The following is a 24,429-nucleotide window of genomic DNA, read 5'->3' as shown; positions in this document are numbered from 1 at the left end:
GATCTTGCCTTAGCTACCAGTCTTTAAACGTAATTGCCCTTGATAAAAGGTCTGAATACCAGATTCAGTCTCAATCTGCACCGCGCCATCTTCCTGAATGCCTACAAAGATGCCTGCATATTGTCCTTGTAGGTCAGTAAATTCCACCTGTTGTTGAATGAAAGCTGCATGATGGTTAAAGCGTGCTGCCAGATTATGGCTGCCATGATTAAACCATTGACCTGCCTGTTGAATGGCCTGATAGAGTTCAGCAATCAGCTGGTTGCGTGTCACTGTAGCCAGGCCCAGTTCAGAGAGGGAAGTGATCGGCTGATCCAATTGTTCTGCTTCAATCGGGGCCAGGTTAATTCCCACACCGACCACTGCCTGATGGGTAGAGAGCGGCTCTACCAGAATGCCGCCCCATTTGGCATTCTGACTATATAAATCATTTGGCCATTTCACTTGCAGATCAAGCTTTTGCAAGCTAGGCATTTGCAGAATATTGAGTGCAACTTCAAGCGCGAGACGACCATCAATCGGTATCTCTGTATTCAGCAATGTGCTTAAATAGATATTGCCTTCTGGAGAAATCCATTGGCGTTGACGCTGGCCTCGGCCCTGAGTTTGGGCACGACTGCTGACCAATACCTGTCGAATGTCTTTTTGAGCGAGATCCCGGACATCATCATTGGTCGAAGTGGTGACGGGTTTCAGCAACAGGACTTCAGGCAGTTGTCCTGCATCTTTAAGCAGTTGCTGCAGTTCGCGAGTTTCTACATCCATCTGAATTTAAACGTGGTAAATGTCGTTATGGAGTTAATCATATATTTGTTGATTGGTGCAATTGCTGGTTTCACCGCAGGCCTGTTTGGAGTCGGTGGTGGCCTGATTATTGTGCCAATTCTGTACATTGTATTTACCCAGCTCCAGTACGATCCAAGTGTTATCATGCACATGGCGGTGGGAACCTCTTTGGCGACGATTATTGTGACCTCAATCAGTTCGGTCATGGCACATCATCTCAAAGGTGCAGTACTTTGGCCTGTTTTCCGTAATCTGGCACCTGGTTTGGTGATTGGATCGTTTCTCGGTGCAGGCATTGCAGACTATTTACCGGGTCAAGGCCTGCAGCTTTTGATCGGTTTCTTTGCAGTATGGGTAGCTTTGCGAATGTTTAGCCGTGCCAATATCAAGATTGATCCGGCAAGCACACTACCTTCTACACCAAAACAAATGGCGGTTGGGGCGGGGATCGGTATTGCCTCTGCAATCTTTGGAATTGGCGGCGGCAGTCTGACGGTACCATTTTTAAGCCGTTGTGGCGTAGTGATGCAAAAAGCCGTAGCGACTTCAGCTGCATGTGGACTCCCCATAGCGATTGCTGGCGCACTCGGATTTATGTGGTTTGGTAAGCAGTCGGATGTTACGGTACCGAATACCATTGGCTATATTCATATTTATGCATTTATCGGTATCAGTATCATGAGTTTCTTTACTGCCAAAGTGGGGGCAAAAGTGGCACATCTATTGTCACCAGTCATGTTGAAGAAATGTTTTGCGGCTTTATTAAGCGTTGTCGGTAGCTATTTAATTTATCAGGGTGTCAGTGCCTTTCTGTAAGGTAATTTATTTAATGCAGATTTCAGAAAAGAGAGTTTAAGTACTCTCTTTTTTTATTTGATCAATATATTTATGCTGATAAAGAGAATAAAAAAACAGAATAAACAACCGCTAAGCTGGTTTATATAGAGGCTGGTTGGCTGCATAGACAGAATATTGTCTGACAATGTCAAAGCATTCCTTCAATAAAATAGGTTAAATAAATGAAAAGTCATTCAGCATGACAAGAACTGCATCAATAAAAATAAAGACAGGATGGCCATGCACGAGGAAAAAGCAAACAGCTTGTCTGAGCAGATCGCCAGGCATATCAGTGAACAGATTATTCGTGGTGAGCTTGTGGAAGGTGAGCGGATCCAGGAACTGAGAATTGCATCAGAACTTGATGTCAGTCGTGGTTCTGTACGTGAAGCATTATTATTGCTGGAACGCACCCAGCTCATCGAAATCTATCCGCGTCGCGGTGCCATTGTCTCAGAAATGTCTGCACTGCAAGTTCGTGCCCTGTTTGAAATGTGCTGTCTTCTGCTAGGTCAGATCGTGCAGCGTATGGCTGAAACCTGGCGCCCGCATGAGGCAGAGCGTGTTCAGCTATTATTAGAACAACTAGAAGCGGAAACCCGCCAAGGTCACACCGAAAAGTTTTATGATTTGATCTTTCAGGGGCTGGCGCAGCAGCAGGACATGGTTGGCAATCCCTATCTGATGCGTTACTACCATGAGCTACTGCCTTCACTGCGGCGCAGTTACTTTTTAACCCTGAATATTTCCAAGCGCGAGCTACAGGAATCTTTTGATCTGTTTAAGCTGGTAACTGATGCAATTCTGAGCCGAAAATCACATCAGGCCACTTTATTTATGGAAGATTTTTGTCGACACTTGCGCAACCTTGTGTTGGAATCACTAACACGGATGAAACAAATTGAACTTGCGTGGGCGAGACGCTCGCGCCGTTAAATCAGGACATTATGCGTTTAAGCAGTTTAAAACTTTCAGGCTTCAAATCTTTTGCCGATAGTACAACTTTACACTTTAAAGATAACCGGACTGCCGTTGTGGGGCCCAATGGTTGTGGCAAGTCCAACGTCATCGATGCAATTCGCTGGGTAATGGGGGAGTCGAGTGCCCGTCAGTTACGGGGCGGCAGCATGCAGGATGTGATTTTTACCGGAACGGCCAAACGTAAACCGGTGGGAATTGCCAGTGTAGAACTGCGCTTTGAAAATACCTATGGCAAGCTCGGCGGTGCCTATAATGCCTATAACGAGCTGGCCGTACGCCGTCAGGTCAACCGGGATGGCAAGTCTGAATATTTCCTGAATGGCACCAAATGTCGTCGTCGTGACATCACTGATATTTTCCTGGGTACTGGTTTGGGACCACGTTCCTACGCCATTATCGAGCAGGGCATGATTAACCGTCTGGTCGATGCCAAGCCTGAAGAAATGCGGGTTTATATCGAAGAGGCAGCGGGCGTATCGCGCTATCAGGCCCGCCGTCGCGAAACCATGCAGCATCTGGAACATACCACCCAGAATCTGTCTCGCTTAGAAGATATTGCTTCCGAACTCAAGTCCCAACTCAAAACCTTAAAACGCCAGTCCGAAACTGCAATTCAATATAAAGAACTCGAAGGGCAGATCCGTACCCTGAAAGTTGAAATCCTGTCATTCCAGTGCGAGCAAAGCCAGCGCTTGCAGGAAGAATATACCGTTGAGATGAACACGCTAGGTGACAGCTTCAAGTTAGTACGTTCTGAACTGACCACGGTTGAGCACGATCTGGGGACAACCAGTGAGCTGTTCCAGCGTTTGATCCAGCAGTCCACCCCATTACAAAATGAATGGCAACAGGCTGAGAAAAAGCTGGCTGAACTGGAAATAAACCTGAAGCAGAAACAGTCTCTGCTGGAGCAAAACTCAACCAGTCTGGTGCAACTAGAACAACAGAAAGCTCAAACCAAAGAACGTTTACAGTTGATTGAATTACAACTGGATACCCTACAAGAGCAACTAGAAGATCAAACTACACAGTTACAACAACAGGAAGGTTTAAGTCAGGATCAGCAACAAGGTTTGCAGGAACTGAAATCTCAACAGGCTTCAGTTGCGACCCAATTTGCTCAGATTAAAACTCAAGTCGAACAGCAACAGCAGCGCAAGATGCAGATGTTGGCACAAAGCGAGCAATTAGCTAAAAATATCGTTCGTATCGAGCAGCAGAAAGAAACCTTGCAGCAACAGTCAGCTCAGATTCAGAATCAAGCACAGCAAGATGAGCTGGAACAGTATCAGCAGGAGAAAGCTGATACTGAACAACAGCTGGTTTGCCTAGAAAGCCATCATGCTGAACTGAGCCAGCAGCTGGAACAGGTTAAACAGGCACATAGCGAACAACAGCAACGACAGATGCATTTGAAATCTGAATTGCAAGTATTGAATGCAGAAAAGAAAAACCTTTCCCAACTTCTGACGAAAGCTAATCCGGCAGCTAAAGCGGATGCCGTGCAACTGATGCATGTGCTAAAACTGAATGAGCAGGGCAAAGCCCATGCCAGCCTGATCGAGAAATTTCTGGCAAAATGGCTGTCTGCTCAGGTACTTTCAGATTCAGATCATTTTCTGGAAAATACAGCACGTCAACTGAAAGCACAGCAATCGCCTGCTAAAATCCAGCTAGTAAATGTTCAATCTCTGGCGGACTGGATTGAAGAGCCACACTATTCTTTATGGCAGCAGGTCGCCGTAGTGGAAACCCTGCAGCAAGCGCTACAACTACAAGACCAATTGCAGTTGGGTCAATCCATCCTTAGTTTAGATGCTTATCATGTCGGTCCAGACTGGGTGATTGGACTAGAGTTTGATGAAGCCAGCCAGGCAGGTCAAGGCGCACTGAGCCATCGGATTCGTCTGGATGAAATTGAACTACAACTAGCTAAGCTGGAAGAGCAATCCCGCCAAGCTGAACAGCATCTGGCTGAATCAAAAGAGCAGCTGATAGCGCTGCAAATTCAGCTACAGCAAATCACCAGTCAACAGCAACAGGCACAGAAGCAGCTGCAACAGCTGGACTTAAATATTGCCAAAGTGCAAAGCGCCGCTCAGGCTTTTGCTGTGCAGAAACAGCAGTTGCAGAACCAGTTACAGCAGCTGGATGAACAGCTTGAAGAAGATGCAATGCAAAAAGATGATCTGGAAATTGATCTGCATGCATTAAATCTAAAACTGGAACAGGCTTTACCGAATTATAAGACCTTGCAATTCCAGCTGGATGAACTGACTACACAACTGGAAGATTGCCAGCAGCAAACCCACAATGCTCAGCAGGAACTGGAAATTACCCGTCGTCAATCGGTTCAGTCCAAACAGCAAGTCGAATTGCTACAAAAAGACCGAGTATTCCTGAAAGAGCAGTATCAACAAATTCTCCAACAGATTGAACAGGCCAAGAAATTTATTGATCCGGTACAGTTAGAACTGCCGCATCTGGAAAGCCAGTTTAACGAGCAGGTGGAATTGACAGCAAAACTGCAAAAAACCTGGTTGGAATGGCAGGTCGAGCTGAATCAGGTACAAAATAAACAACAGCAGCTCACTGAACAGCGCCATCAGTTCCAGCAGCAGGATGAAATACTGCGGAATACACTGGAACAGAAACGCCTGGCTTGGCAGGCAGCTAAATCTGATCTGCAACACTATTCTGAGCAGCTAAAAGAATTGAATAGTGAAGTCATTACTGGTCTTAATATCGAAGTCAAAGTACATCAAGCCAAGCTGGAAAAAGCCCAATCGCAGTTCGACAAACTCGGAGCGGTGAATCTTGCAGCCTCTGAAGAATATGAAGAGGTTTCAAAACGCTATAATGAGCTGAGCCATCAGATTCAAGATCTGGAAAATACCGTCGAGCAGCTGCAGGCGGCCATGAAAAGTATCGATCAGGAAACGCGCAAGCTGTTTATGCATACTTTTGATCAGGTCAATGCTGAACTGCAAAACCTGTTCCCGAAAGTATTTAATGGCGGTGAAGCGAGCTTAAGTCTTGAAGACGGATGGCAATCAGGTGTAAAACTGATGGCACGACCACCGGGTAAGCGTAACAGTTCATTGGCTTTATTGTCTGGTGGCGAAAAAGCATTAACAGCATTGGCTCTGGTGTTTGCGATTTTCCGTCTCAATCCGGCGCCATTCTGTGTGCTCGATGAAGTCGATGCACCATTGGACGATGCGAACGTGGGGCGTTTTTGTAATTTAGTCAAAGAGCTTTCAGAACAAGTGCAATTTATTTACATCACACATAATAAGCTTGCAATGATGATGGCAACAGACCTCTTGGGTGTGACCATGCCTGAACCGGGCACATCAAAACTGGTTACAGTGAATTTGGAACAGGCAAAAGAATACGGCTTAGCTGCGGAGGCATAAAATGGAAATCACTACTATTCTCGGGATTGTTGTAGCAGTCGTGATTATGCTCTTGGGCATTCGAATGATCATGAAAAAACCTGCTGATGCAGCACCATCATTGGATTCGGAATTACATATTGATCCGGACAGTCAGACACCGGTTATTCCGCGTCATGTGCGTGCCCAGCTGTCAGCACAGGAGGCAGAGGCGCAACGTGTTGAACCGAGCCTGAATGCGGAAACTGTTGAAAGCACAGCACCTGCAACAGAACCAAAAGAAGCAGCAAAAGTAGAGCCGACATTGACGGAAACAGCCAAGCCTGTAGCAGAATCTGCAAGCCCGTTGGATACGCCAATCGTTCAAGAGGTTGAAACAGAAGTAGCAAAAGCTGAAGTAAAAGAATCCTCTGCTAAGGAAGCTAAGGCTGAAAATGCTGCTAAAGAGGAAGTCAAACCTACTGAATTTAGCCTGAACAGTAATATTGAAAAAGCTGAAATTTCAGACTTTGAAGATGAAAGCAGTATTCTCGACGCGCATCTGCATGAACAGAAAGTCGTGGATGATGAGTGCGCATTGGCAAATGCAGAAATGATTATTTCGCTGAGTGTCATTCCACAAGGCCGTGTATTGTCTGGTGAAAAAACGCTAAAAGTTCTGCTGAAATATGGCCTACGCTATGGTGAGCTGGCTTGTTTCCATCGCTACAGCGAAGATGGTTCTAAACTGCTATTCTCGGTATTGCAGATCACGGATACGGGTATGGAAGGTTTTGATCTGGAAACTTTGTCAACTGAAGAAGTAAAAGGTCTGGCATTCTTCCTGGCACTGCCACACAGCGATGTACAAAATGCTTTTGATACCATGGACAGTATTTCACGTCTGATTGCCCGTGAAGTAGACGGTATTGTCTATGATCAAAACCAGCAGGAGTTTACACCACAGCTGCGTGAATTCTGGCGTCATCAGGCCATCGATTACCGTGCGGGACAGCCAGCAGAAGTCTAAGTTTCTGTATTGAAACCGGACATTTCGATTTTTATAATAGCCAAAACTGAAGAATATACAGGGCGGGTTTTCCGCCCTTTTTTATGGTGAAACTATGACCCAGGAAACCACTGTCGTTGCGCAAATGCGCCAGCTGATTCAACTGATTGCCAAACATAATCATGCCTATTATGTGATGGATCAGCCGATGATTGAGGACAGTGAATATGATCAGCTTTTTCATCAGCTCAAAGCCCTTGAAGAACAATATCCAGCATTGATGCAGCCGGATACACCGACTAACCGTGTCGGTGGTCAGCCTTTAGCAAAATTCATGACTGTAACGCATGCCGTACCGATGCTGTCTTTAGGCAACGTATTTAATAAAGAAGATTTATTTGCCTTTGCCCGCCGTATTGAAGAACGTTTGCCGAACCAGAAAATTGAATATGATGTTGAGCTGAAATTTGACGGTCTAGCCATTTCCCTGTGGTATGAACATGGCGTATTGGTACGTGGTGTAACGCGTGGCGATGGTGAAACTGGGGAAGACATTACCCAGAATGTAAAAACTATCCGCAACCTGCCAAAATTATTATGTGAAGGTCACTGCAAGGTGCCTGACCTGCTGGAAGTGCGTGGTGAAGTCTTGATGCCGAAATCCGGTTTTGAGAAGCTGAATGCAGCGAATTTAGCCAAAGGCGAAAAGACTTTTGCCAATCCACGCAATGCTGCCGCAGGTAGTTTACGTCAGCTGGACCCAAATATTGCTTCTTCACGCCCACTCGCATTCTATGCCTATGGTATTGCGCAGTGTGTGCCGCATCATGGACAGACCACGATGTCAGCCAGTCTGGAATGGCTACAGCACTTCGGTTTCGCCGTGGGTGAGCGTCATTTTATCTGCGATAGCATTGAAGAAGTACAGAAAGTCTATGAGCAGATCAATGAGGAACGTCCAAACCTCAGTGTTGAAATTGATGGCATGGTGATCAAGGTCAATGACCTGAAACAGCAAAAGCAATTGGGTTTTTTAAGTCGTGAACCACGCTGGGCAACGGCTTATAAATTTCCTGCGGTTGCAGCACTGACGACAGTTGAAAATATTGACTGGCAGGTGGGTCGTACCGGGACTTTGACTCCTGTCGCACGCTTGAATCCCGTCGCAGTTGGTGGCGTAACAGTTTCCAATGTGACCTTGCATAACATTGGGGAAATTCACCGTCTGGATGTCCGGATCGGGGATACGGTCAGCGTTTACCGTAGTGGGGACGTCATTCCTAAAGTTGAAAAAGTCTGGCCAGAATTCCGTCCGATTGACGCAGTTGAAGTACATCTGCCAGAAAACTGTCCGGTATGTGGTTCCCCTGTAGTGATGCCAGAAGGTGAAGCACTGGCACGCTGTTCAGGTGAGTTGTATTGTGCCGCACAGCGTATTGAGACCATCCGTCATTTTGTGTCACGTAAGGCGATGGATATCGAAGGCTTGGGCGATCGTTGGGTAGAATCTTTATTGCGCTTGAATCTGTTGAAAGATGTGGCTGATATCTATCACCTGCATGAACATCGTGATCAGCTGCTACAGATTGAAAAAATGGGCGAGAAATCCGTTCAGAACTTGATTGATTCTATCGAGAACAGTAAAAAAACGACATTGGCTGCTTTCATTTATGCATTAGGTATTCGGGGTGTGGGTGAAACCACGGCACGTATGTTAGCCAATACTTTCCAGACGCTAGATGCTTTACGTCGTGCTGATCTTGATGCGTTAAAGAAAACCCCAGATGTCGGTGATATTACGGCTGAATGGATTCTGGATTTCTTCCAGGCACCCCATAACCTGGAAGTACTGGATCGTCTGCTGGCAGCAGGTATTCACTGGGATGCACCAATTGCGCCAACACGTCAGCCACTTAATGGCGAAAGCTGGGTCGTGACTGGAACTTTAAGCTCTATGGGGCGTGATGAAGCAACTCAATTGCTGCAAGCCTTAGGCGCACGTGTGAGTGGCAGTGTATCGAGTAAAACCAAATGTGTGGTTGCAGGTGAGAAAGCTGGTTCGAAGCTGGATAAGGCAGAAAAGCTTGGCGTGCCAGTATTAAATGAAGAACAGTTTATTGCCTTAATGAAAGAGTATGGTCAACTTCCTGCTTAATCGATCTTAAGCATGAATTAAAAAAAGACATCCTCGGATGTCTTTTTTAATGGCTTGATTGGGTTGGGCTCGTCATGATGAACTGAATTCACGTACAATATTGATCTATTGACAGGTATTGAGCCTGTCTCATCAGATGATTCTGTTCTCCCGTTGATGATTGGCATACACATGGCGCAAGCAAAGAAAACTTTTCCGCAACAAAAATCGGAATTACATGTACGAAATCTGCATCGCAGTCGTTACGATTTCCCTCAGTTAATGAAGACTTGTCCGGAACTTGCACCTTTTGTTAGCTTAAATAAATATAATGATCTTTCAGTCGATTTTTCTGATCCACACGCTGTGAAAATGCTCAATAAAGCATTGCTAAAACATTTTTATGACATTCAATATTGGGATATTCCTCAAGATTTTCTTTGTCCGCCTATTCCGGGTAGAGCCGACTATATCCACTATCTGGCTGACTTGTTGAGTGCCAATCATCAAGGTCAGATTCCAACCGGACCTGCAGTTCAAGTCTTAGATATTGGGGTTGGTGCGAACTGTATTTATCCAATCATTGGTCATCGTAGCTATGGTTGGAAATTTGTCGGCTCAGACATTCATTCTGCATCCGTTAAAAGTGCTCAATTTATCGTCGAGGCGAATCCAAATCTACGTAAAGGGATTCAGATTCGATTGCAGAAGAACTCAAGCAATATTTTCAAAGGTGTGATTAAACCCACAGACCGTTTTGATTTGACGATGTGTAACCCACCATTTCATGCCTCGCAAGATGAAGCAAATGCCACAGCAACTCAAAAATTAAGAAAACTCGGCAAGCCGGTTGATCGGACAAAGGTGGTATTAAACTTTGGTGGTCAAAAAAATGAACTCTGGTGTGACGGTGGTGAAGAACGCTTTGTCTGCCAAATGGTACAAGAGAGCATACAGTTTGCTGAGCAATGCCTTTGGTTTAGCACACTCGTTTCTAAGAAAACCACATTGCCTGTGCTTTTAAATGCGTTGCGTAAGAGCGGAGCAGGGGATGTGAAAACCATTAAAATGACGCAGGGGCAAAAAGAAAGTCGTTTTGTCGCTTGGACTTTTTTAGATTCAAAGCAACAACAAGCATGGAGAAATGCACGTTGGACTTCAGCTTAAGCTTATTTTCGCTGAGGATGAGTGAGCTTGTCGGTGCATGACGAAGATTTGGCTTGTTTATAGCAATGAATAAGCTCAATTTTGCTTATATGATAACTTGATGCCGATACACTCAGCGTTTCTGATTTGATACGCATGCAGTTCAATGAATATACGCCACAATGATTTTGAATCTAGTTACAAAAAACCAATACATTATAAAAGTACTTTGATCTTGTTCATCTAGGCTGAGTACTGAGTGCAAGGTATTGTTTTATAAATGGGAATTTATTCAACTAAAGCTGTAAATGAAAGTACTTCTCATTTTAATTATTTAAAAATCATATATTTACGGAAATTTTATTTTGCAAATCCAGAAGATTTTCTCCATAATAAGTCCATAAAGGTAGGGAGTTATAAAAATGCGTGGTAATCCAGAAGTCGTAGATTATTTGAATATGTTGATCGGTGGCGAACTGGCTGCTCGCGACCAATACCTGATCCACTCTCGTATGTACGAAGATTGGGGCCTGACCAAAATCTTTGAACGTATTGATCATGAAATGCAGGAAGAAGCACAGCATGCGGATGCGATTATTCGCCGTGTTCTGTTCCTGGAAGGTACACCGAACATGACCCGTGATGATGTAGAAATCGGTGAAGATGTGGTGAGCTGTCTGAAAGCCGACCTGAAACTGGAATATGAAGTTCGTCAAAAACTGGCAACAGGCGTGAAACTGTGTGAAGAGAAGGGTGACTACGTGACGCGTGATATGTTACGTCAGCAAATGTCAGATACAGAAGAAGATCATACTTACTGGCTTGAAAAGCAATTACGTTTAATTGAGCTGATTGGTCTGCAAAATTATATTCAGTCCCAGATGTAAGATTTGAAAAATCCCGCCAGTTGAGCGGGATTTTTTTAACATCGAATTTTCAAGGATTTTAATAACATGTGTATAGTTTGTTGATCCTCAGCTGAAAACTCACTCATGTTAATATTAAATTCTTGCTGACCAGTTTTAAGTTTAAGTAGATGAATGTCAGGGTTATGCGGTGGAATTAAAATGTAATGAATTTCAGTGTAGGCATTCAGTGGAAAGATTTGACCGATTTTCATATGACCCAAAGACCAATAAATTTGATCTGCGTCTATCTCCAATTTCTTGAACTTGCTGAGTCCATAAAGTGCCAAATAGGCCATCATTATGGTTAAGGTGACAATACTGATGTAGTGATCAGTATATTGGGCAGGTTGATAAAAAACAGCCGAGAACCACTGACTTAGTATTGCAAGCTTGAAGTTCCAGTCCTGATCAGTGATTCGTAGATAATAGCTGAATTGAAAAAGTAGATAACTTATCAAGATATAAGTTAAGAATAGAAATGGATGCAATGAACTTTGACAGTAGAAGGATCTTTTCATGTTGTTATTTTTAGAGCTAAAAAAACCAGGCAGTTGCCTGGTTTTTATCTTAACAAAGGCTTAGAACTTGTTAAAGCCTTTGTTCACGCCATAAGGACGACGTGGTGTGTTTTCATCACGTTCTTCACGTCGGCCAAAGCCTGGTTCAGGACGGTTGTCACGGCGTACAAACTGAGTACCATTCTGGTTTTCACGACGACCAAACTGTGAGCCGGTTTGGTTATTGTCACGACGGCCAAAACCACCTTCACGACGTTCACGGCCAGTATTCGCTGCCGGTTCATCACTGTCACGGCGCTGCTGACGCAGGAAACCACCACGGCGTGCTGCCATAGGTTTTTCCTGCATACGCTCAGAACGGCGTTTTGCCATGCCGTACAAACCAGTACCTTGACGTGGTTTAAGCTCAACAGCTTTTGCCAGGTTATCGATGTCCTGTTTGTCCAGTTCAATCCAGCGACCAGTACGCAGTTCGCGTGGCAGAATTACTGTACCATAACGGGTACGTAACAGACGGCTGACTTTCAGACCTTGGGATTCAAAGATACGACGTACTTCACGGTTACGTCCTTCTTTCACCACCACCTGATACCAGCGGTTGATACCGTCGCCGCCCAGTTCAGAGAATGATTCGAATTTTGCCGGACCATCATCCAGTACAACGCCTTTGAGCATGTTATTTTTCAGCTCAGGCGTTACCTCACCCATGACACGAACTGCATATTCACGTTCGATTTCATTGGAAGGGTGCATCAGACGATTTGCCAGTTCACCGTCATTTGTGAAAAGTAACAGACCGGTTGAGTTAATATCCAGACGGCCCACCATCACCCAACGATCACCTTGGATCGCAGGCAGATTATCAAATACAGTCGGACGTTGTTCAGGATCGTTACGTGAACAGATTTCGCCTTCAGGCTTATAGTAAATCAGTACGCGACGACGGATTTCGTCCTCAATCTGGAATTGTACCTTACGACCATCGATGCGAAGCTCATCACCTGGTTCGATACGCTCACCCACTTGGGCAACTTGCCCATTCACACTTACACGACCAGCGGCAATGACTTCTTCCATATAACGGCGAGAACCCAAACCAACACGTGCAAGCACCTTTTGCAATTTTTCACTCATGACAGCATAACCTTAGAAATAATTATCAACAGTTCACCTATTTATGACTTCGGTGCATTTGCATCGAGGGCCATAAAAGCTTCCTTGGCATCCTGCAGGGGAGGCAATTGGCCTAAACTGGTTAAGCCAAACGCATTTAAAAATTGTGGCGTTGTCACTAACAACGCAGGTCTTCCAGGGAGTTCACGAAAACCAGATTCTTTAATCCAGTTCCAGTCAAACAGCGAACGCAAAATCTGACTGTTATTTGTGACACCACGAATTTGTTCTATATCTGCCCGGGTCACCGGCTGGTGATAGGCAATTACGGCCAAAGTTTCAAGTAATGAAGGAGACAAGCGCGCTGGTCGCTCGGGCCATGTCTGAGCAATAATATTACGATACTTCGCACGTACTTGAAAACGGAAACCTTGAGCAGTTTCAATCAGTTCAATTGAGCGGCCATGCATCAGCATAGACAGTTGCTGTAGGTACTGACGTAATTCCTGCTTGGTATATCGATCCTGAAAAGCTTCTTTTAGACGTGCCAGAGACACCGCTGAATCACTCGCAAAGATAATCGCTTCCAGCTGCATTAGAACATCATGCAGACTATCTTCCGCTGTAAGGATTGAGCTATGGTCAATGGTCATAAAGGTGCTCCCTGAATTGCGAGCGGGGCTTCAACGCCTGTAGCAATAATCTGAATTTTTTGTTGACGTGTCAGTTCCAGAACCGCCATGAAGGTGACGACCATGCCCATCCGGCCCTGGTTTGGTTTGAGTAAATCTGCAAAAGAAAGCACTTCACCAGTTTCCAGGCAGCTTTCAATGTAGGCAATGCGTTCTTCAAGTAGCACCGGTTCCTGTTGCACCTGATGAATCACCGGCTCAGGACGGTTAAAGATACACAGCAGGGCATCACGCAGCAGATTGACGTTATGACCTTCATTCGGTTGAATGAACTCGCCCAGACTGACATTGGTCTCAAACGTATCACGTTCAAGCACACTCATTTTGTTCAGACGTTCTGCGGCCTGTTTAATGCGTAAATAATTTTCCAGACGATCGATCAATTCCTGTTTCGGATCTTGTTCCGTCGCAGAAATACTTTTGGGTTTTGGAAGAAGTAAGCGGGATTTGAGGTCCGCTAATAATGCCGCCATTACCATATAGTCTGCGGTCAGCTCAATATTGAGTGACTTCATCGCATCCATATAGGACAAGTATTGGGCAGCAATCGGCGCAATGTCGACTTGCAGCAAGTCAAAGCCATTTTTTTGGATCAGATAAATTAAAAAGTCGAGCGGGCCTTCGAAATGCTCTAATAGGATTTCAAACGCTGAAGGAGGAATGTAAAGATCCTCAGGAATCGTCTCCTGCCATTCATCCAGTACACGGATGTGTGGAGTAGGTTCCATCATATTATGGATGCTTTGATTCATATACAGTTGTTGGCCACGCGAATTTTCAAAGGCATGAAGGCTGATTCTTCGATCTCACATCGAAAGAAAAAGCATGTAAAAAGTTGATCTTAGTGTACTCGAAAAATACCTCTAAATAAATTGGATATGGAGTTAGATACAAAAAAACAGTAGCTTTTACGGCTATTTTTCGGTTTTTGATCATATCAAATACAGGGATGCCTTTCTGAATTAAGGGTTCATAGAAATGAAGTTAAGCTCCAGTTGGGTTTGCAACCCCTAAGATCGATCATGAGCAATGACAAATATTGAGAATTAGATCAGGAAAAAATCATTCTTTAGCAGCAATTAAAAAGTAAAATTTTAAAAAATAAACCTTAAAAACAGATATCTATCATTCAAAAAGTATTCTAATATCTCAGAAAAATATACTGATGAATAAAACAACTAAAAACAGGACGGGTGATCAATATGCCTATTATGCTGGTACTTATTGCCGTGATTGGCTTGGGGTATTCTGGAGTTATTCAAAATATGAAATCATGCAACTTGAAGACCAAACACGTCAGCAGCTTCAATCAGGTAGATTTGCCGATTTAGAAGCGAAGTATCAACCCATACTTCAAAGAGAAAAGGTAGAGCTTACGATTCTGGATCAGTATCCAAATATTTGCTTTTATACATGCTGGCTTGAAAATGAAAATAAAAAACTTTCTGTAAAGAGTGAACAGAATGTCAAAAACATAGCCTGTGATTCTGTAGAGGCTTTTCAAAACTTTGATTACAAGTCTCGAACTGCCGTCTTAAATGTGATTGAAGAAGATCAAATTGTTTTTCATATGAATGTCAAAAATAAATTTGGTACGGACATGATGCAACATCAGCAAAAGCTGTCGGATTGTCCAAGTTTTTTGCAAATGAGAGCATTAAAAGCTGGGGAAGAATATGTCCCACCACCTCAAAAAAATGCCCCAATAAACATGGTTGCACTTGCTGCATCGGTTTCGGAAGAGGCTGCGCAACCTTTAAGTTAAAATCCTACGGATAAAAATATGAATATAAAATTTGTTGTTGTTGGTCTTTTAGTGATTGCCGGACTATTTTTCGGAACTGAAAAGTATTGGGAGCATAAGTTTCAACAGCAGGCACGAGATAATCTAAAACAGGTACACATGGATGCACAGACTCAACAGCGACTGGAAAATAGTGGTCTGCCCATCTCTGGAGATATACTGAACCAGTATCCGAATATTATTACTTACATGAAACTCACCACTTTAGCGGATAATCAATTACCGGCAGAGATCCAAAGCCATGTGCGACAACTTGGTTGTATGCAGATTGACCAGTTACAAGGTCAAGAGCCAGATTTGGTAAAAGCCTATATAGCGGTTCTTGAAGAAGATCAGGTTTCATCCAGCTATACCATTCAAAATAAATTTGGCAAGGCTGTGTTTGAGCATACACAGATACTAGCAGATTGCCCGAATTTTATGACTTTGCGTCAGTTGTAAATATATTCTGGTCCTGCTGCTTTAGCGCATATTCAATTATTCGCTGGCAGGTGTCCGCTAGGCAGAGATTATTTGTTAAATAAATGTTCAGCAGTTTTCTTGTCATCGCAACTTCAAGAAAATACTGGTACTCAATATTGTCGACATTCAGACTTAAGACGGGCTTAGAATTCTTTTCGATAAAAATTGCCTTAGATTCTAATGTCCAAGGCCGTTTGACATAGATCAGATGATTGGCAGGAAACTCATTCAAGTTTAGCAGGAGATAAAACAGATTCACTTTATTCCCTCCCGAAACTGAATTAAAACGTTTTAATTATTCAAAAGCAGTTACATCACCGACACCACGGCGAATTACTTCAGGTTGATCACCCGATAAATCCACGATAGAAGTTGTGCTTAATGTACCTAGGCCACTATCAATAAATACATCGATGCGCTTGCCGAGCTGCATTTCAATCTCGTATGGATCATCCATTGGATCAGTCTGATCTGGCAGGATCAGGGTTGAGGTTAACAGGGGTTCACCCAGTTCTTGAAGCAGCATCTGACACACGGGATTGCTGGGGATACGTAAACCGATGGTTTTTTTCTTCGGATGCATTAAACGTTTAGGTACTTCACTGGTGGCTGGCAGAATAAAAGTAGTGACAGCAGGCGTATTATTTTTCAGCAAACGATATACGGCATTGTCCACTTTGGCATAGGTCGCAATGTCCGATAAGTCACAGCAGAGAATGGCATATTGGTGCTTAGGGCCTAGACCACGAATCTGGGCAATGCGCTCCATGGCATTTTTATTTCCGATCTGGCAGCCAATTGCATAAGCGGCATCAGTTGGATAAACAATTACATCGCCGGCACGGATACGTTCCACGGCCTGACTGATCAAACGTGGTTGGGGATTGTCTGGGTGTACGCGTAAATGCAACATAAACTCTGTCTCCGATCCTGTGCTGACTTTATTATGAGATTGCCTGCGACGGACATGCAATCTCAATAACGATAAATTTGTATAATTTAATCAAGCATTTCACGAATAAATTCGTCGGATTGTAAACTTTTGCCATTCCGTGTACAGGCACAGATACAATCAATAAAACGTTTTGCGTCACGAGGTAGTTTGGCTTCACCACTAAAATAACGCTGGACCTGTGCATAGACATTATCTTTAAAGCTGCTGCCATTGCCGCCTTTACCGGTCAGGTTGTCTAAAGACACGCGAAATTTACGCCCAAAGGCTTTGGCAAACATCCATTCAATCGCCTGGGGCTTGATTTCTACCTGTTCAAATAAAGCTTGCTGTTCCTGGGTACGGCCATCTGGCGCATACCAGTAGCCCAGATCTGGCAATAGACGACGCTTGTCACCGGCAATGGTCCAGTGGCTGATCTCATGCAGGGCACTATTGAAGAAACCATGCGCAAATTGAATGCGGGCAGGGGTATCTTCAGTAGCCGGGAAATATTCTGGTTCAAAATCACCACGGACTAATGTGACATTTAGGTGGGAAAACCAGTGATTAAAGTGTAAGATGAGCCAATCAACCTGTTCTGCTTCTGACGATACATTCGCCCACGGTAAGCGTTGCACTTGCTGTAGTGAGCTGTCAGAATCCAGAGTTGAAAGTGTGCTAACGAGTGATGAAACATTCACTTCTGTTTGCGGCTGCAACAGATGCATGACTGAAATTACCCAATTGGTCTGTCTAAAAATAAGTACAAAATTGTATCTTAATCTTTGACAGAGTTCTGATGAATTTGTAGAATTGCCGCCTTAATTATGTCAGCAAATACCTTTCCGGCACAGATTGAGCCGTTTAAATGGGCTGAACAGGGCTTTAAATGGTCAGGTCAACTGCCTTTATCCCGCTTTGTTCGTATTGCTCGTGAAGCTGTTGGATCAATTGATGATCAATTGATTAACATAGACTGTAAGCTATCAATGGATGCTTATCATCGCATTGTGTGGCTAGATGGCCATGTTGAAACGAAAGTTCCAATGGAATGTCAGCGTTGTCTGGAAACCGTTGAGATTGAACTCGTTTCAGATTTTCATCTTGCCCTTGTGGATGACGAATCACTGATAGAGCGCTTGGATGAGGATGCTGATTTCATCGTCTTAGGTGAAAGTGAAGCAACGACGAAAGGTTTATATGATGCACCTGCCACCGCTGATTTACTGGCACTCATAGAAGATGAATTGTTATTGTTGATGCCGTTGTCTCCTAAGCATGATGTTTGTGAGCATAAGCACCAACCCGCTCAAGAAGAAGTTGTTGAAGAAAAACGGGACAATCCGTTTGAAGTTTTGGCAGCTTTGAAGGGTAAACTTAACTAATTTTTGTGTTATACTCATACGTATAAGACAATCGAATTTGTTCTGATCCATTTTTTCGATATTTGTAAGGAGCCATCATGGCCGTTCAGCAAAACCGTAAAAGTCGCTCTCGCCGTGACATGCGCCGTTCACATGACGCTTTAACTGAGAATGCATTAACTGTAGACCAAGCTACTGGTGAAACTCATCGTCGTCACCACGTATCTAAAGATGGTATCTACCGTGGTCGTCAATTATTCGCTAAAGCATCTGCTGAATAATTAATGATGTATTAAGCGTCAAGCTTGATAGAAAAAATGGGAGCGTTAAGCTCCCTTTTTTTTGTCTGTCACTTTTAGGCGCTTTAATAAAGTTGGGCTTTTTGTTGTATTTGGCAATTACCCCAGCCAAAATTACGTGCTAAATTGCGCTCCACAATGAGTTAGGTGGTATTTAGCTGTTAATTTTCATCAATTCTATGAAGATTAGCGCCTCTTAATTGAAAGGATTTTATTATGTCTGCTAAACAACTCGAGCAAGCAGCTCAGGCAACCAAAACTGCATTTGTATTCCCAGGTCAGGGATCGCAGAAGGCGGGCATGCTCGCTGAACTGGCTGAGCAGTTTAGTAGTGTAGGTGACACATTTGCCGAGGCATCTGAAGCAGTAGGCTTCGATCTGTGGCAGATTGCCCAAAGTGGTGAAGGTCTGAATCAGACTGAATTCACTCAACCGGTTCTTCTGACTGCATCGATTGCATTATGGCGTGTATGGCTGGAACTGGGTGGTGTTGCACCAAAGTATCTGGCTGGCCATTCTTTAGGTGAATACAGTGCACTGGTTGCGGCGGGTGCTTTAAGCCTGGGTGATGCAGTGAAACTGGTCAACCTGCGCGGTAAGCTGATGCAAGATGCAGTCCCACAAGGTGTCGGTGCAATGGCGGCAATTCTAGGGCTGGAAGATGCTCAGGTTGTTGAACTTTGTGCACAGGCAACAGCAGCCGGTGAAGGTTCGGTTGAAGCAGCCAACTACAATGCCAAAGGTCAAGTTGTTGTTGCAGGGAACAAAGATCGTGTTGATGCGGTAATTGAACTGGCAAAAGAAAATGGTGCTAAAGCGATCGCATTGCCTGTATCTGTTCCATCCCACTGTTCACTGATGAAACCTGCGGCTGAACAGTTTGCTACGGCTTTGGAACAAACTGCCATTGAGCTACCACGTATTCCTGTAATACAAAATGTGGGCGCAGAAATTGCAACAGATGTGAATGCATTACGTCAGGCACTGACTGCGCAATTGTATGAATCTGTACAGTGGACCAAAACCCTGCAATTCCTTCAAGACGAAGGTATTGCATATATCGTGGAATGCGGTCCGGGGAATGTACTTGCCAATATGGCAAAACGTTTACCAAATATCGAAAAAGCACTTCCACTGGACAATCAATCCCGTCTGGAAGATGCATTAAACACCGTATTGGTGGCAGAAGGGAAAATTGCATGACACAGGAACGTAAAGTTGCCTTGGTGACAGGTGCAAGCCGCGGCATTGGTGCTGCAATTGCGCAACAACTCATTCAGGATGGCTACTTTGTGGTAGGAACTGCCACTTCTGAAGCTGGCGCTGAGAAATTATCTGCACAGTTTGCTGAAAATGGCGCAGGTAAAGTCCTTGATGTGCGTGATGGCGCAGCCATTGATGCACTGGTGACTGAAATTGAACAGAACTATGGTCCAGTTCTTGCGTTAGTGAACAATGCTGGTATTACCAAAGATAACCTATTGCTGCGTATGTCAGAAGATGACTGGGATGATATCCTGAACATTCATCTGAAAGCCGTTTATCGACTTTCCAAGCGTGTCCTGAAAGGCATGACCAAGGCACGTTTCGGTCGTATCATTAACATCAGTTCTGTAGTGGCGCATTTTGCTAACCCGGGTCAGGCGAACTATTCTGCTGCCAAAGCAGGGATTGAAGCGTTTAGCCGCAGTCTTGCCAAAGAAATGGGTAGCCGTCAAATTACGGTAAACTCTGTGGCACCAGGCTTTATTGCCACTGAGATGACTGAACAGTTAAGTGAAGAAATTCGCAAGAAAATGAGTGATCAAGTGGCATTGAACCGTCTCGGTGATCCACAAGATATCGCAAATGCCGTAAGTTTCTTGGCTTCTGACAAGGCAAGTTACATTACAGGTACTGTAATTCACGTAAATGGTGGTTTATACATGAGCTAAGGGGCTTAAGTATAAACTTTCCAAATTTTTTAGATTCAATTAAACTAACGGCATTAAAAACGCCACAAGCAATGAGGAGAATTCCTGTGAGCGATATCGAACAACGCGTTAAGCAAGCGGTTGCAGAACAACTTGGTATCAAAATCGAAGAGATTAAAAACGAAGCATCTTTCATGGATGACTTGGGTGCTGACTCTCTAGACCTAGTTGAACTGGTAATGTCTTTCGAAAATGACTTCGACATCACAATTCCTGATGAAGATTCTAACGAAATCACAACTGTTCAATCTGCGATCGACTACGTTTCTAAAAAACTTGGTTAATCGTTGATTCTTAGCTCTGCTAAGCCTAAAGACCACCGCAAGGTGGTTTTTTTGTGCCTGTGTTTTTCTTAGTGGTAACTTACATTCATTAACAGGAAGCTTACCAATGATTAACTTCTGCTTAGGTGAATTCCGCTATAAACAATAGGGAGATAAAAATCAGACAACAATAAGGGAGTCTTCCATGGGTATTTTTGATTTTGTAAAAGGTATTGGTAAGAAAAATACCGCAGCGGCAGAACCGCAACAGACACCTGCTGCACAACAAGCACCTGCGGCTGCGCCTAAAGCAGCTCCGGCAGAGCCATCGGCACAAGAAATTGCCAACAAGTTATTGGGCCATGTTAAAAGTTTAGGGTTGCCAATTAAAGGTTTGTCGATTAGCTATAACTCTACTTCTGATCTGGCAACTGTGCGTGGGCAGGTACAAAATCAGGCCGATCGTGAAAAAATTATTCTCGCGGTAGGAAATATTGATCATGTGGCCAAAGTGGATGACCAGCTTACGGTGAGCAGCCCTGAACCGGAAAGTAAATTCTACACGGTAAAATCAGGCGACAGTTTGTCAAAAATTTCTAAAGAATTTTATGGCGATGCCAATCAATACAACAAGATTTTTGAAGCCAATCGTCCATTATTAAAAGATGCTGATGATATTTTCCCGGGTCAGGTGCTACGTATTCCTGATTAATATTTTTGAACTTTCAGATTTTTCAGATTAATGGCAAAGCTCCTTTTGGGAGCTTTGTTGTTATTGTCGATAACTAGAGTATTAAATACCGACATCCAGATATAGCGTCTCTTTTACTTCCTCCATCACCACATAACTGTGTGAAGAGGCGGAAGAAGGTAGTTTCTTTAATAGATCGCCCAACAGGCGGCGATAAGCACTCATCTCTTTCAGGCGCGCTTTGACCAGATAATCAAAATCTCCAGAAATCAAATGGCATTCCAGTACTTCAGGAATTTCACTCAGGTCTCGTGCGACCTGTTCAAATACATCACCGGATTTGGCTGAAAGTTTGATTTCAAGAAAGACCAGTAAATTGCGTTCCAGCTTTTCTGGATTGAGTCGGGCGTAATAGCCCATGATAATGCCATCGCGTTCCAGTCGCTTCACACGCTCAGAGCACGGGGTGATGGATAGGTTCACCCGAGCTGCCAGCTCGCTAATGGCAATCCGGCCATCGCGTTGCAGAATATCCAGAATCATACGATCAATACGGTCTAATTTGCGCATTCATTATTCCCTTAATTTTTTAAAATCACGCGAGAAATCTAGTGGATTCACTGAATATATTACTTTAAAACAGTGAAATTCACTATTGATCCAAAAATATACTAGTTAAATCAACTAGAAGGATTTTGAGGGTAAGGCAATGCGTGTTTTGGTCTTAGGTAGTGGTGTAATTGGTGTGGCAAGTGCCTATTACCTGGCACAGCAGGGTGCAGAAGTTACTGTACTTGACCGTCAGACTGGCCCTGCTGAAGAAACCAGTTTTGGTAATGCAGGCCAAATCTCTCCAGGTTACTCGACACCATGGGCAGCACCTGGCATTCCATTCAAAGCAGTGAAATGGATGTTTCAGCATCACGCACCCTTGGCGATTAATTTAGATGGCAGCATGTGGCAGTTGAACTGGATGGCGCAAATGCTGAAAAACTGTAATCCAGCCAGCTATGCCATTAACAAAGAACGTATGACCCGTGTGGCTGAATATAGCCGTGACTGTTTACGTGAATTGCGTAAAGAAACCGGGATCAGCTATGAGCATCGTTCCAAAGGTACTTTACAGGTATTTCGTAATGAAGCCCAGTTGGGTATGGTGCAACGTGATATCGCTGTATTGCAAGAGTGTGGTGTGCCGCATGAATTGTTACTGGGAGCTGATTTGGCAAAAGTTGAACCTGCCTTGGCACATGCTCAAGATAAACTGGTCGGTGGCTTACATTTACCCAATGATGAAACCGGTGATTGCTATCTATTTACCAACGCCTTAGCCAATGTTGCCAAAGAATTGGGAGTACAGTTCAAGTTTAACCAGAATGTGGAACATCTGCTAACTGAGGGCAATGAAATTAAAGGTGTTGTCGTCAATGGTCAGGTATTCACTGCGGACAAATATGTGCTGGCATTTGGTAGTTATTCACGTGATTTCTTGAAACCGTTGCATCTGGATTTACCAGTTTATCCAGTAAAAGGCTATTCACTCACGATTCCAATTGTTGATGCCGATTTTGCGCCGCAATCTACGGTGCTGGATGAGACCTATAAGATTGCCATCACTCGCTTTGACCAGCGCATCCGCGTGGGTGGTATGGCTGAGCTAAGTGGCTTTAACCACAACTTAAAAGATAATCGACGTGCCACTTTGGAAATGGTTACCCAGGAATTATTTCCGGGTGGTAATTTGACTGAAGCCAGCTTCTGGACGGGGTTACGTCCAATGACACCAGACAGTACGCCAATTATTGGAAAAACCCGTTTTAAAAACCTGTTCCTGAATACCGGACACGGTACGCTGGGTTGGACCATGGCCTGTGGTTCGGGCAAGTTAATCAGCGATATTGTGCTGGATCATAAAACCGACATCAGTACCGAAGGGCTTTCACTCGGACGTTATTCACACGCGGCCTGAAGTGCTGTTTCAAGGAAGAATCTATGCCACGTCCAATTCAAGCTTTAGTGCATTTGCAAGCACTACAGCATAATCTTGATATTGCCAAAGCCGCAGCGCCAAATGCCGAGGTCTATGCTGTAGTAAAGGCCAATGCCTATGGTCATGGCATTGAACGGGTTTATGCGGCATTTCAGTCTGCAGACGGTTTTGCTTTTCTGGATATTGAAGAAGGCAAGCGGCTACGTGCACTGGGATGCAAAAAACCGCTGCTGTTGCTCGAAGGTATTTTTGCGCTAGCGGATTTATTTGCATGTGCGAAGCATGACATGAGCTTTGCCATTCATTCTCGGCATCAAGTGCAATGGCTGAAACAGTTTGTCGAAATAGCCCCGGATGCACAGTTTGATGTGTTCTTGAAAATGAACAGCGGCATGAACCGTCTAGGTTTTCAGCCGCATGAATATGCAGATGTTTGGCAACAGTTGAGCCAGTGCGAAAATGTGCGCTCAATGACCCATATGACCCATTTTTCCGATGCGGATGGCGAGCGTTTTGGATTGGACGGAATTGAACATCAAAACCTGATTTTTAGCCAGACCATTCAGGGGCTTGAGGCTAAAACCTCACTCAGTAATAGTGCAGCCATTCTAAGACATCATCAAAGCTTGCATTCCGATATTGTACGTAGCGGCATCATGCTCTATGGCAGTTCACCAGATTATCCAAGCCATAGTATTCAAGACTGGAATCTCCAACCAAGTATGAGCTTACGCAGTAAAATCATTGCCATTCAAGACGTGCAGGCAGGTCAAAGTGTGGGTTATGGGTCCAACTTTGTTGCGGAGCAGGCGATGCGAATTGGTGTCGTGGCCTGTGGCTATGCGGATGGTTATCAGCGTATCAGCCAGACCGGTACGCCCGTGCTGGTAGATGGCGTCAGAACCCAGACGATTGGCCGGGTCAGTATGGATATGCTGACAGTTGATCTGACTGAACTTCCTCAAACGAACATTGGTAGTGAAGTAGTGCTCTGGGGGCGGTCGACCCACGGCACAGTGCTGCCAATTGATGAAGTTGCAGCAGGATCAGGAACAGTGGGCTATGAGTTGATGTGCGGCATTACCGCCCGTGTGCCAGTACAGCTTGAAACCGGAAATTCAATATTGACCCATTAACGGAAAAAATGG

Annotated in this window: 25 protein-coding genes; 17 read left to right on the top strand and 8 right to left on the bottom strand. The window is 44.2% G+C overall.

Translation table 11 applies throughout. The annotated features are described in order from the left end of the window. Positions 1-9: 9 nt before the first annotated feature. Positions 10-765 (bottom strand): biotin--[acetyl-CoA-carboxylase] ligase, encoded by a 756-nt coding sequence (locus FSC11_RS11580; RefSeq protein ID WP_163167024.1) that lies wholly within the window; start codon positions 763-765, stop codon positions 10-12. Positions 766-792: 27 nt separating this feature from the next. Between FSC11_RS11580 and FSC11_RS11575 the strand changes: the two genes are divergently transcribed. From FSC11_RS11575 to ftn, 7 genes are all read left to right on the top strand, one after another. Further along, positions 793-1,602 (top strand): sulfite exporter TauE/SafE family protein, encoded by an 810-nt coding sequence (locus FSC11_RS11575; RefSeq protein ID WP_163167022.1) that lies wholly within the window; start codon positions 793-795, stop codon positions 1,600-1,602. Positions 1,603-1,863: 261 nt separating this feature from the next. Further along, positions 1,864-2,559, top strand: a complete 696-nt coding sequence (locus FSC11_RS11570; RefSeq protein ID WP_163167020.1) for a GntR family transcriptional regulator — start codon at positions 1,864-1,866, stop codon at positions 2,557-2,559. A gap of 11 nt (positions 2,560-2,570) precedes the next feature. Then, the gene (gene smc / locus FSC11_RS11565; protein ID WP_163167792.1) at positions 2,571-6,023 is read left to right on the top strand and encodes a chromosome segregation protein SMC; all 3,453 of its coding nucleotides are present in this window, start codon (positions 2,571-2,573) and stop codon (positions 6,021-6,023) included. Position 6,024: 1 nt separating this feature from the next. Then, positions 6,025-7,011 carry a cell division protein ZipA C-terminal FtsZ-binding domain-containing protein gene (locus FSC11_RS11560; RefSeq protein WP_163167018.1) on the top strand — a complete coding sequence of 329 codons (987 nt, stop codon included), beginning with the start codon at positions 6,025-6,027 and terminating at the stop codon, positions 7,009-7,011. 94 nt (positions 7,012-7,105) lie between these two features. Next, positions 7,106-9,145 (top strand): NAD-dependent DNA ligase LigA, encoded by a 2,040-nt coding sequence (gene ligA, locus FSC11_RS11555; RefSeq protein ID WP_163167016.1) that lies wholly within the window; start codon positions 7,106-7,108, stop codon positions 9,143-9,145. A gap of 171 nt (positions 9,146-9,316) precedes the next feature. Beyond that, on the top strand, positions 9,317-10,291 hold the full coding sequence (rlmF, locus tag FSC11_RS11550) for a 23S rRNA (adenine(1618)-N(6))-methyltransferase RlmF (RefSeq protein WP_163167014.1): 975 nt from the start codon (positions 9,317-9,319) through the stop codon (positions 10,289-10,291). A gap of 401 nt (positions 10,292-10,692) precedes the next feature. Next, positions 10,693-11,157, top strand: a complete 465-nt coding sequence (ftn, locus tag FSC11_RS11545) for a heteropolymeric bacterioferritin subunit Ftn (RefSeq protein ID WP_004811213.1) — start codon at positions 10,693-10,695, stop codon at positions 11,155-11,157. 599 nt (positions 11,158-11,756) lie between these two features. On the opposite strand, the gene rluB is transcribed toward ftn, so the two are convergent. Genes rluB through FSC11_RS11525 form a run of 3 tightly spaced genes read right to left on the bottom strand, consistent with a single transcriptional unit; the run spans position 11,757 to position 14,253 of the window. Beyond that, complete coding sequence (gene rluB / locus FSC11_RS11535; RefSeq protein WP_163167010.1) at positions 11,757-12,830, bottom strand: 23S rRNA pseudouridine(2605) synthase RluB; 1,074 nt, start codon at positions 12,828-12,830, stop codon at positions 11,757-11,759. Positions 12,831-12,871: 41 nt separating this feature from the next. Then, the gene (scpB, locus tag FSC11_RS11530) at positions 12,872-13,462 is read right to left on the bottom strand and encodes an SMC-Scp complex subunit ScpB (protein ID WP_004811206.1); all 591 of its coding nucleotides are present in this window, start codon (positions 13,460-13,462) and stop codon (positions 12,872-12,874) included. Next, on the bottom strand, positions 13,459-14,253 hold the full coding sequence (locus tag FSC11_RS11525) for a segregation and condensation protein A (RefSeq protein WP_026056761.1): 795 nt from the start codon (positions 14,251-14,253) through the stop codon (positions 13,459-13,461). The genes scpB and FSC11_RS11525 overlap by 4 nt, the downstream gene beginning before the upstream one ends. Before the next feature lie 413 nt (positions 14,254-14,666). On the opposite strand from FSC11_RS11525, the gene FSC11_RS11520 reads away from it, so the two are divergent. Both FSC11_RS11520 and FSC11_RS11515 read left to right on the top strand, forming a co-directional pair. Continuing rightward, complete coding sequence (locus tag FSC11_RS11520) at positions 14,667-15,266, top strand: hypothetical protein (protein ID WP_163167008.1); 600 nt, start codon at positions 14,667-14,669, stop codon at positions 15,264-15,266. Between the two features lie 18 nt (positions 15,267-15,284). Beyond that, positions 15,285-15,746 carry a hypothetical protein gene (locus FSC11_RS11515; protein ID WP_163167006.1) on the top strand — a complete coding sequence of 154 codons (462 nt, stop codon included), beginning with the start codon at positions 15,285-15,287 and terminating at the stop codon, positions 15,744-15,746. Here the strand turns inward: FSC11_RS11515 and FSC11_RS16470 are convergent. From FSC11_RS16470 to FSC11_RS11500, 3 genes are all read right to left on the bottom strand, one after another. After that, a complete protein-coding gene (locus FSC11_RS16470) occupies positions 15,724-16,026 on the bottom strand; it encodes a hypothetical protein (protein ID WP_163167004.1) in 303 nt (100 codons plus the stop codon). The two genes, FSC11_RS11515 and FSC11_RS16470, sit on opposite strands and share 23 nt — an antisense overlap. A 36-nt stretch (positions 16,027-16,062) precedes the next feature. Beyond that, positions 16,063-16,680: an L-threonylcarbamoyladenylate synthase gene (locus tag FSC11_RS11505; RefSeq protein WP_004811196.1), complete on the bottom strand. Its 618-nt coding sequence runs from the start codon at positions 16,678-16,680 to the stop codon at positions 16,063-16,065. A gap of 86 nt (positions 16,681-16,766) precedes the next feature. Further along, positions 16,767-17,429 (bottom strand): elongation factor P hydroxylase, encoded by a 663-nt coding sequence (locus FSC11_RS11500; protein WP_163167001.1) that lies wholly within the window; start codon positions 17,427-17,429, stop codon positions 16,767-16,769. A 99-nt stretch (positions 17,430-17,528) separates the two neighbouring features. Here FSC11_RS11500 and FSC11_RS11495 point away from each other — a divergent pair, with 99 nt between their 5' ends. The 6 genes from FSC11_RS11495 (at position 17,529) to lysM (ending at position 21,312) form a co-directional block, all read left to right on the top strand. After that, positions 17,529-18,086, top strand: a complete 558-nt coding sequence (locus FSC11_RS11495) for a YceD family protein (protein WP_163166999.1) — start codon at positions 17,529-17,531, stop codon at positions 18,084-18,086. A gap of 77 nt (positions 18,087-18,163) precedes the next feature. Further along, positions 18,164-18,346: a 50S ribosomal protein L32 gene (gene rpmF, locus FSC11_RS11490; protein WP_004279227.1), complete on the top strand. Its 183-nt coding sequence runs from the start codon at positions 18,164-18,166 to the stop codon at positions 18,344-18,346. Positions 18,347-18,580: 234 nt separating this feature from the next. Then, entirely contained in the window at positions 18,581-19,567 is a 987-nt protein-coding gene (fabD, locus tag FSC11_RS11485) for an ACP S-malonyltransferase (RefSeq protein WP_163166996.1), read from the top strand. Then, positions 19,564-20,298, top strand: coding sequence for a 3-oxoacyl-ACP reductase FabG (gene fabG, locus FSC11_RS11480; protein WP_005221077.1), 735 nt, complete (start codon positions 19,564-19,566; stop codon positions 20,296-20,298). Before fabD ends, fabG begins: the two co-directional genes overlap by 4 nt. A gap of 86 nt (positions 20,299-20,384) precedes the next feature. Next, positions 20,385-20,621: an acyl carrier protein gene (acpP, locus tag FSC11_RS11475; protein ID WP_004646101.1), complete on the top strand. Its 237-nt coding sequence runs from the start codon at positions 20,385-20,387 to the stop codon at positions 20,619-20,621. 184 nt (positions 20,622-20,805) lie between these two features. Further along, positions 20,806-21,312, top strand: a complete 507-nt coding sequence (lysM, locus tag FSC11_RS11470) for a peptidoglycan-binding protein LysM (protein WP_004811186.1) — start codon at positions 20,806-20,808, stop codon at positions 21,310-21,312. An 81-nt stretch (positions 21,313-21,393) separates the two neighbouring features. Here the strand turns inward: lysM and FSC11_RS11465 are convergent, their stop codons facing one another. Beyond that, positions 21,394-21,861, bottom strand: coding sequence for an Lrp/AsnC ligand binding domain-containing protein (locus FSC11_RS11465; RefSeq protein WP_163166994.1), 468 nt, complete (start codon positions 21,859-21,861; stop codon positions 21,394-21,396). A gap of 139 nt (positions 21,862-22,000) precedes the next feature. On the opposite strand from FSC11_RS11465, the gene FSC11_RS11460 reads away from it, so the two are divergent. Together FSC11_RS11460 and alr are read left to right on the top strand one after the other, a co-directional pair. Further along, positions 22,001-23,260: a D-amino acid dehydrogenase gene (locus FSC11_RS11460; RefSeq protein ID WP_163166992.1), complete on the top strand. Its 1,260-nt coding sequence runs from the start codon at positions 22,001-22,003 to the stop codon at positions 23,258-23,260. Between the two features lie 23 nt (positions 23,261-23,283). Continuing rightward, the gene (alr, locus tag FSC11_RS11455) at positions 23,284-24,417 is read left to right on the top strand and encodes an alanine racemase (RefSeq protein WP_163166989.1); all 1,134 of its coding nucleotides are present in this window, start codon (positions 23,284-23,286) and stop codon (positions 24,415-24,417) included. Positions 24,418-24,429: the final 12 nt, after the last annotated feature.

It is taken from the genome of Acinetobacter schindleri (genome assembly GCF_010918895.1).
In the GTDB taxonomy this organism is placed as follows: domain Bacteria; phylum Pseudomonadota; class Gammaproteobacteria; order Pseudomonadales; family Moraxellaceae; genus Acinetobacter; species Acinetobacter schindleri.
This window is presented reverse-complemented; position numbering and strand designations above follow the sequence as displayed.

Bases quoted from the DNA above. Each gene is read 5' to 3' on its own strand.
- FSC11_RS11580 (WP_163167024.1), bottom strand. From the start codon at position 765: ATGGATGTAGAAACTCGCGAACTGCAGCAACTGCTTAAAGATGCAGGA.
- FSC11_RS11575 (WP_163167022.1), top strand. From the start codon at position 793: ATGGAGTTAATCATATATTTGTTGATTGGTGCAATTGCTGGTTTCACC.
- FSC11_RS11570 (WP_163167020.1), top strand. From the start codon at position 1,864: ATGCACGAGGAAAAAGCAAACAGCTTGTCTGAGCAGATCGCCAGGCAT.
- smc (WP_163167792.1), top strand. From the start codon at position 2,571: ATGCGTTTAAGCAGTTTAAAACTTTCAGGCTTCAAATCTTTTGCCGAT.
- FSC11_RS11560 (WP_163167018.1), top strand. From the start codon at position 6,025: ATGGAAATCACTACTATTCTCGGGATTGTTGTAGCAGTCGTGATTATG.
- ligA (WP_163167016.1), top strand. From the start codon at position 7,106: ATGACCCAGGAAACCACTGTCGTTGCGCAAATGCGCCAGCTGATTCAA.
- rlmF (WP_163167014.1), top strand. From the start codon at position 9,317: ATGGCGCAAGCAAAGAAAACTTTTCCGCAACAAAAATCGGAATTACAT.
- ftn (WP_004811213.1), top strand. From the start codon at position 10,693: ATGCGTGGTAATCCAGAAGTCGTAGATTATTTGAATATGTTGATCGGT.
- rluB (WP_163167010.1), bottom strand. From the start codon at position 12,830: ATGAGTGAAAAATTGCAAAAGGTGCTTGCACGTGTTGGTTTGGGTTCT.
- scpB (WP_004811206.1), bottom strand. From the start codon at position 13,462: ATGACCATTGACCATAGCTCAATCCTTACAGCGGAAGATAGTCTGCAT.
- FSC11_RS11525 (WP_026056761.1), bottom strand. From the start codon at position 14,253: ATGAATCAAAGCATCCATAATATGATGGAACCTACTCCACACATCCGT.
- FSC11_RS11520 (WP_163167008.1), top strand. From the start codon at position 14,667: ATGAATAAAACAACTAAAAACAGGACGGGTGATCAATATGCCTATTAT.
- FSC11_RS11515 (WP_163167006.1), top strand. From the start codon at position 15,285: ATGAATATAAAATTTGTTGTTGTTGGTCTTTTAGTGATTGCCGGACTA.
- FSC11_RS11505 (WP_004811196.1), bottom strand. From the start codon at position 16,680: ATGTTGCATTTACGCGTACACCCAGACAATCCCCAACCACGTTTGATC.
- FSC11_RS11500 (WP_163167001.1), bottom strand. From the start codon at position 17,429: ATGCATCTGTTGCAGCCGCAAACAGAAGTGAATGTTTCATCACTCGTT.
- FSC11_RS11495 (WP_163166999.1), top strand. From the start codon at position 17,529: ATGTCAGCAAATACCTTTCCGGCACAGATTGAGCCGTTTAAATGGGCT.
- rpmF (WP_004279227.1), top strand. From the start codon at position 18,164: ATGGCCGTTCAGCAAAACCGTAAAAGTCGCTCTCGCCGTGACATGCGC.
- fabD (WP_163166996.1), top strand. From the start codon at position 18,581: ATGTCTGCTAAACAACTCGAGCAAGCAGCTCAGGCAACCAAAACTGCA.
- fabG (WP_005221077.1), top strand. From the start codon at position 19,564: ATGACACAGGAACGTAAAGTTGCCTTGGTGACAGGTGCAAGCCGCGGC.
- lysM (WP_004811186.1), top strand. From the start codon at position 20,806: ATGGGTATTTTTGATTTTGTAAAAGGTATTGGTAAGAAAAATACCGCA.
- FSC11_RS11465 (WP_163166994.1), bottom strand. From the start codon at position 21,861: ATGCGCAAATTAGACCGTATTGATCGTATGATTCTGGATATTCTGCAA.
- FSC11_RS11460 (WP_163166992.1), top strand. From the start codon at position 22,001: ATGCGTGTTTTGGTCTTAGGTAGTGGTGTAATTGGTGTGGCAAGTGCC.
- alr (WP_163166989.1), top strand. From the start codon at position 23,284: ATGCCACGTCCAATTCAAGCTTTAGTGCATTTGCAAGCACTACAGCAT.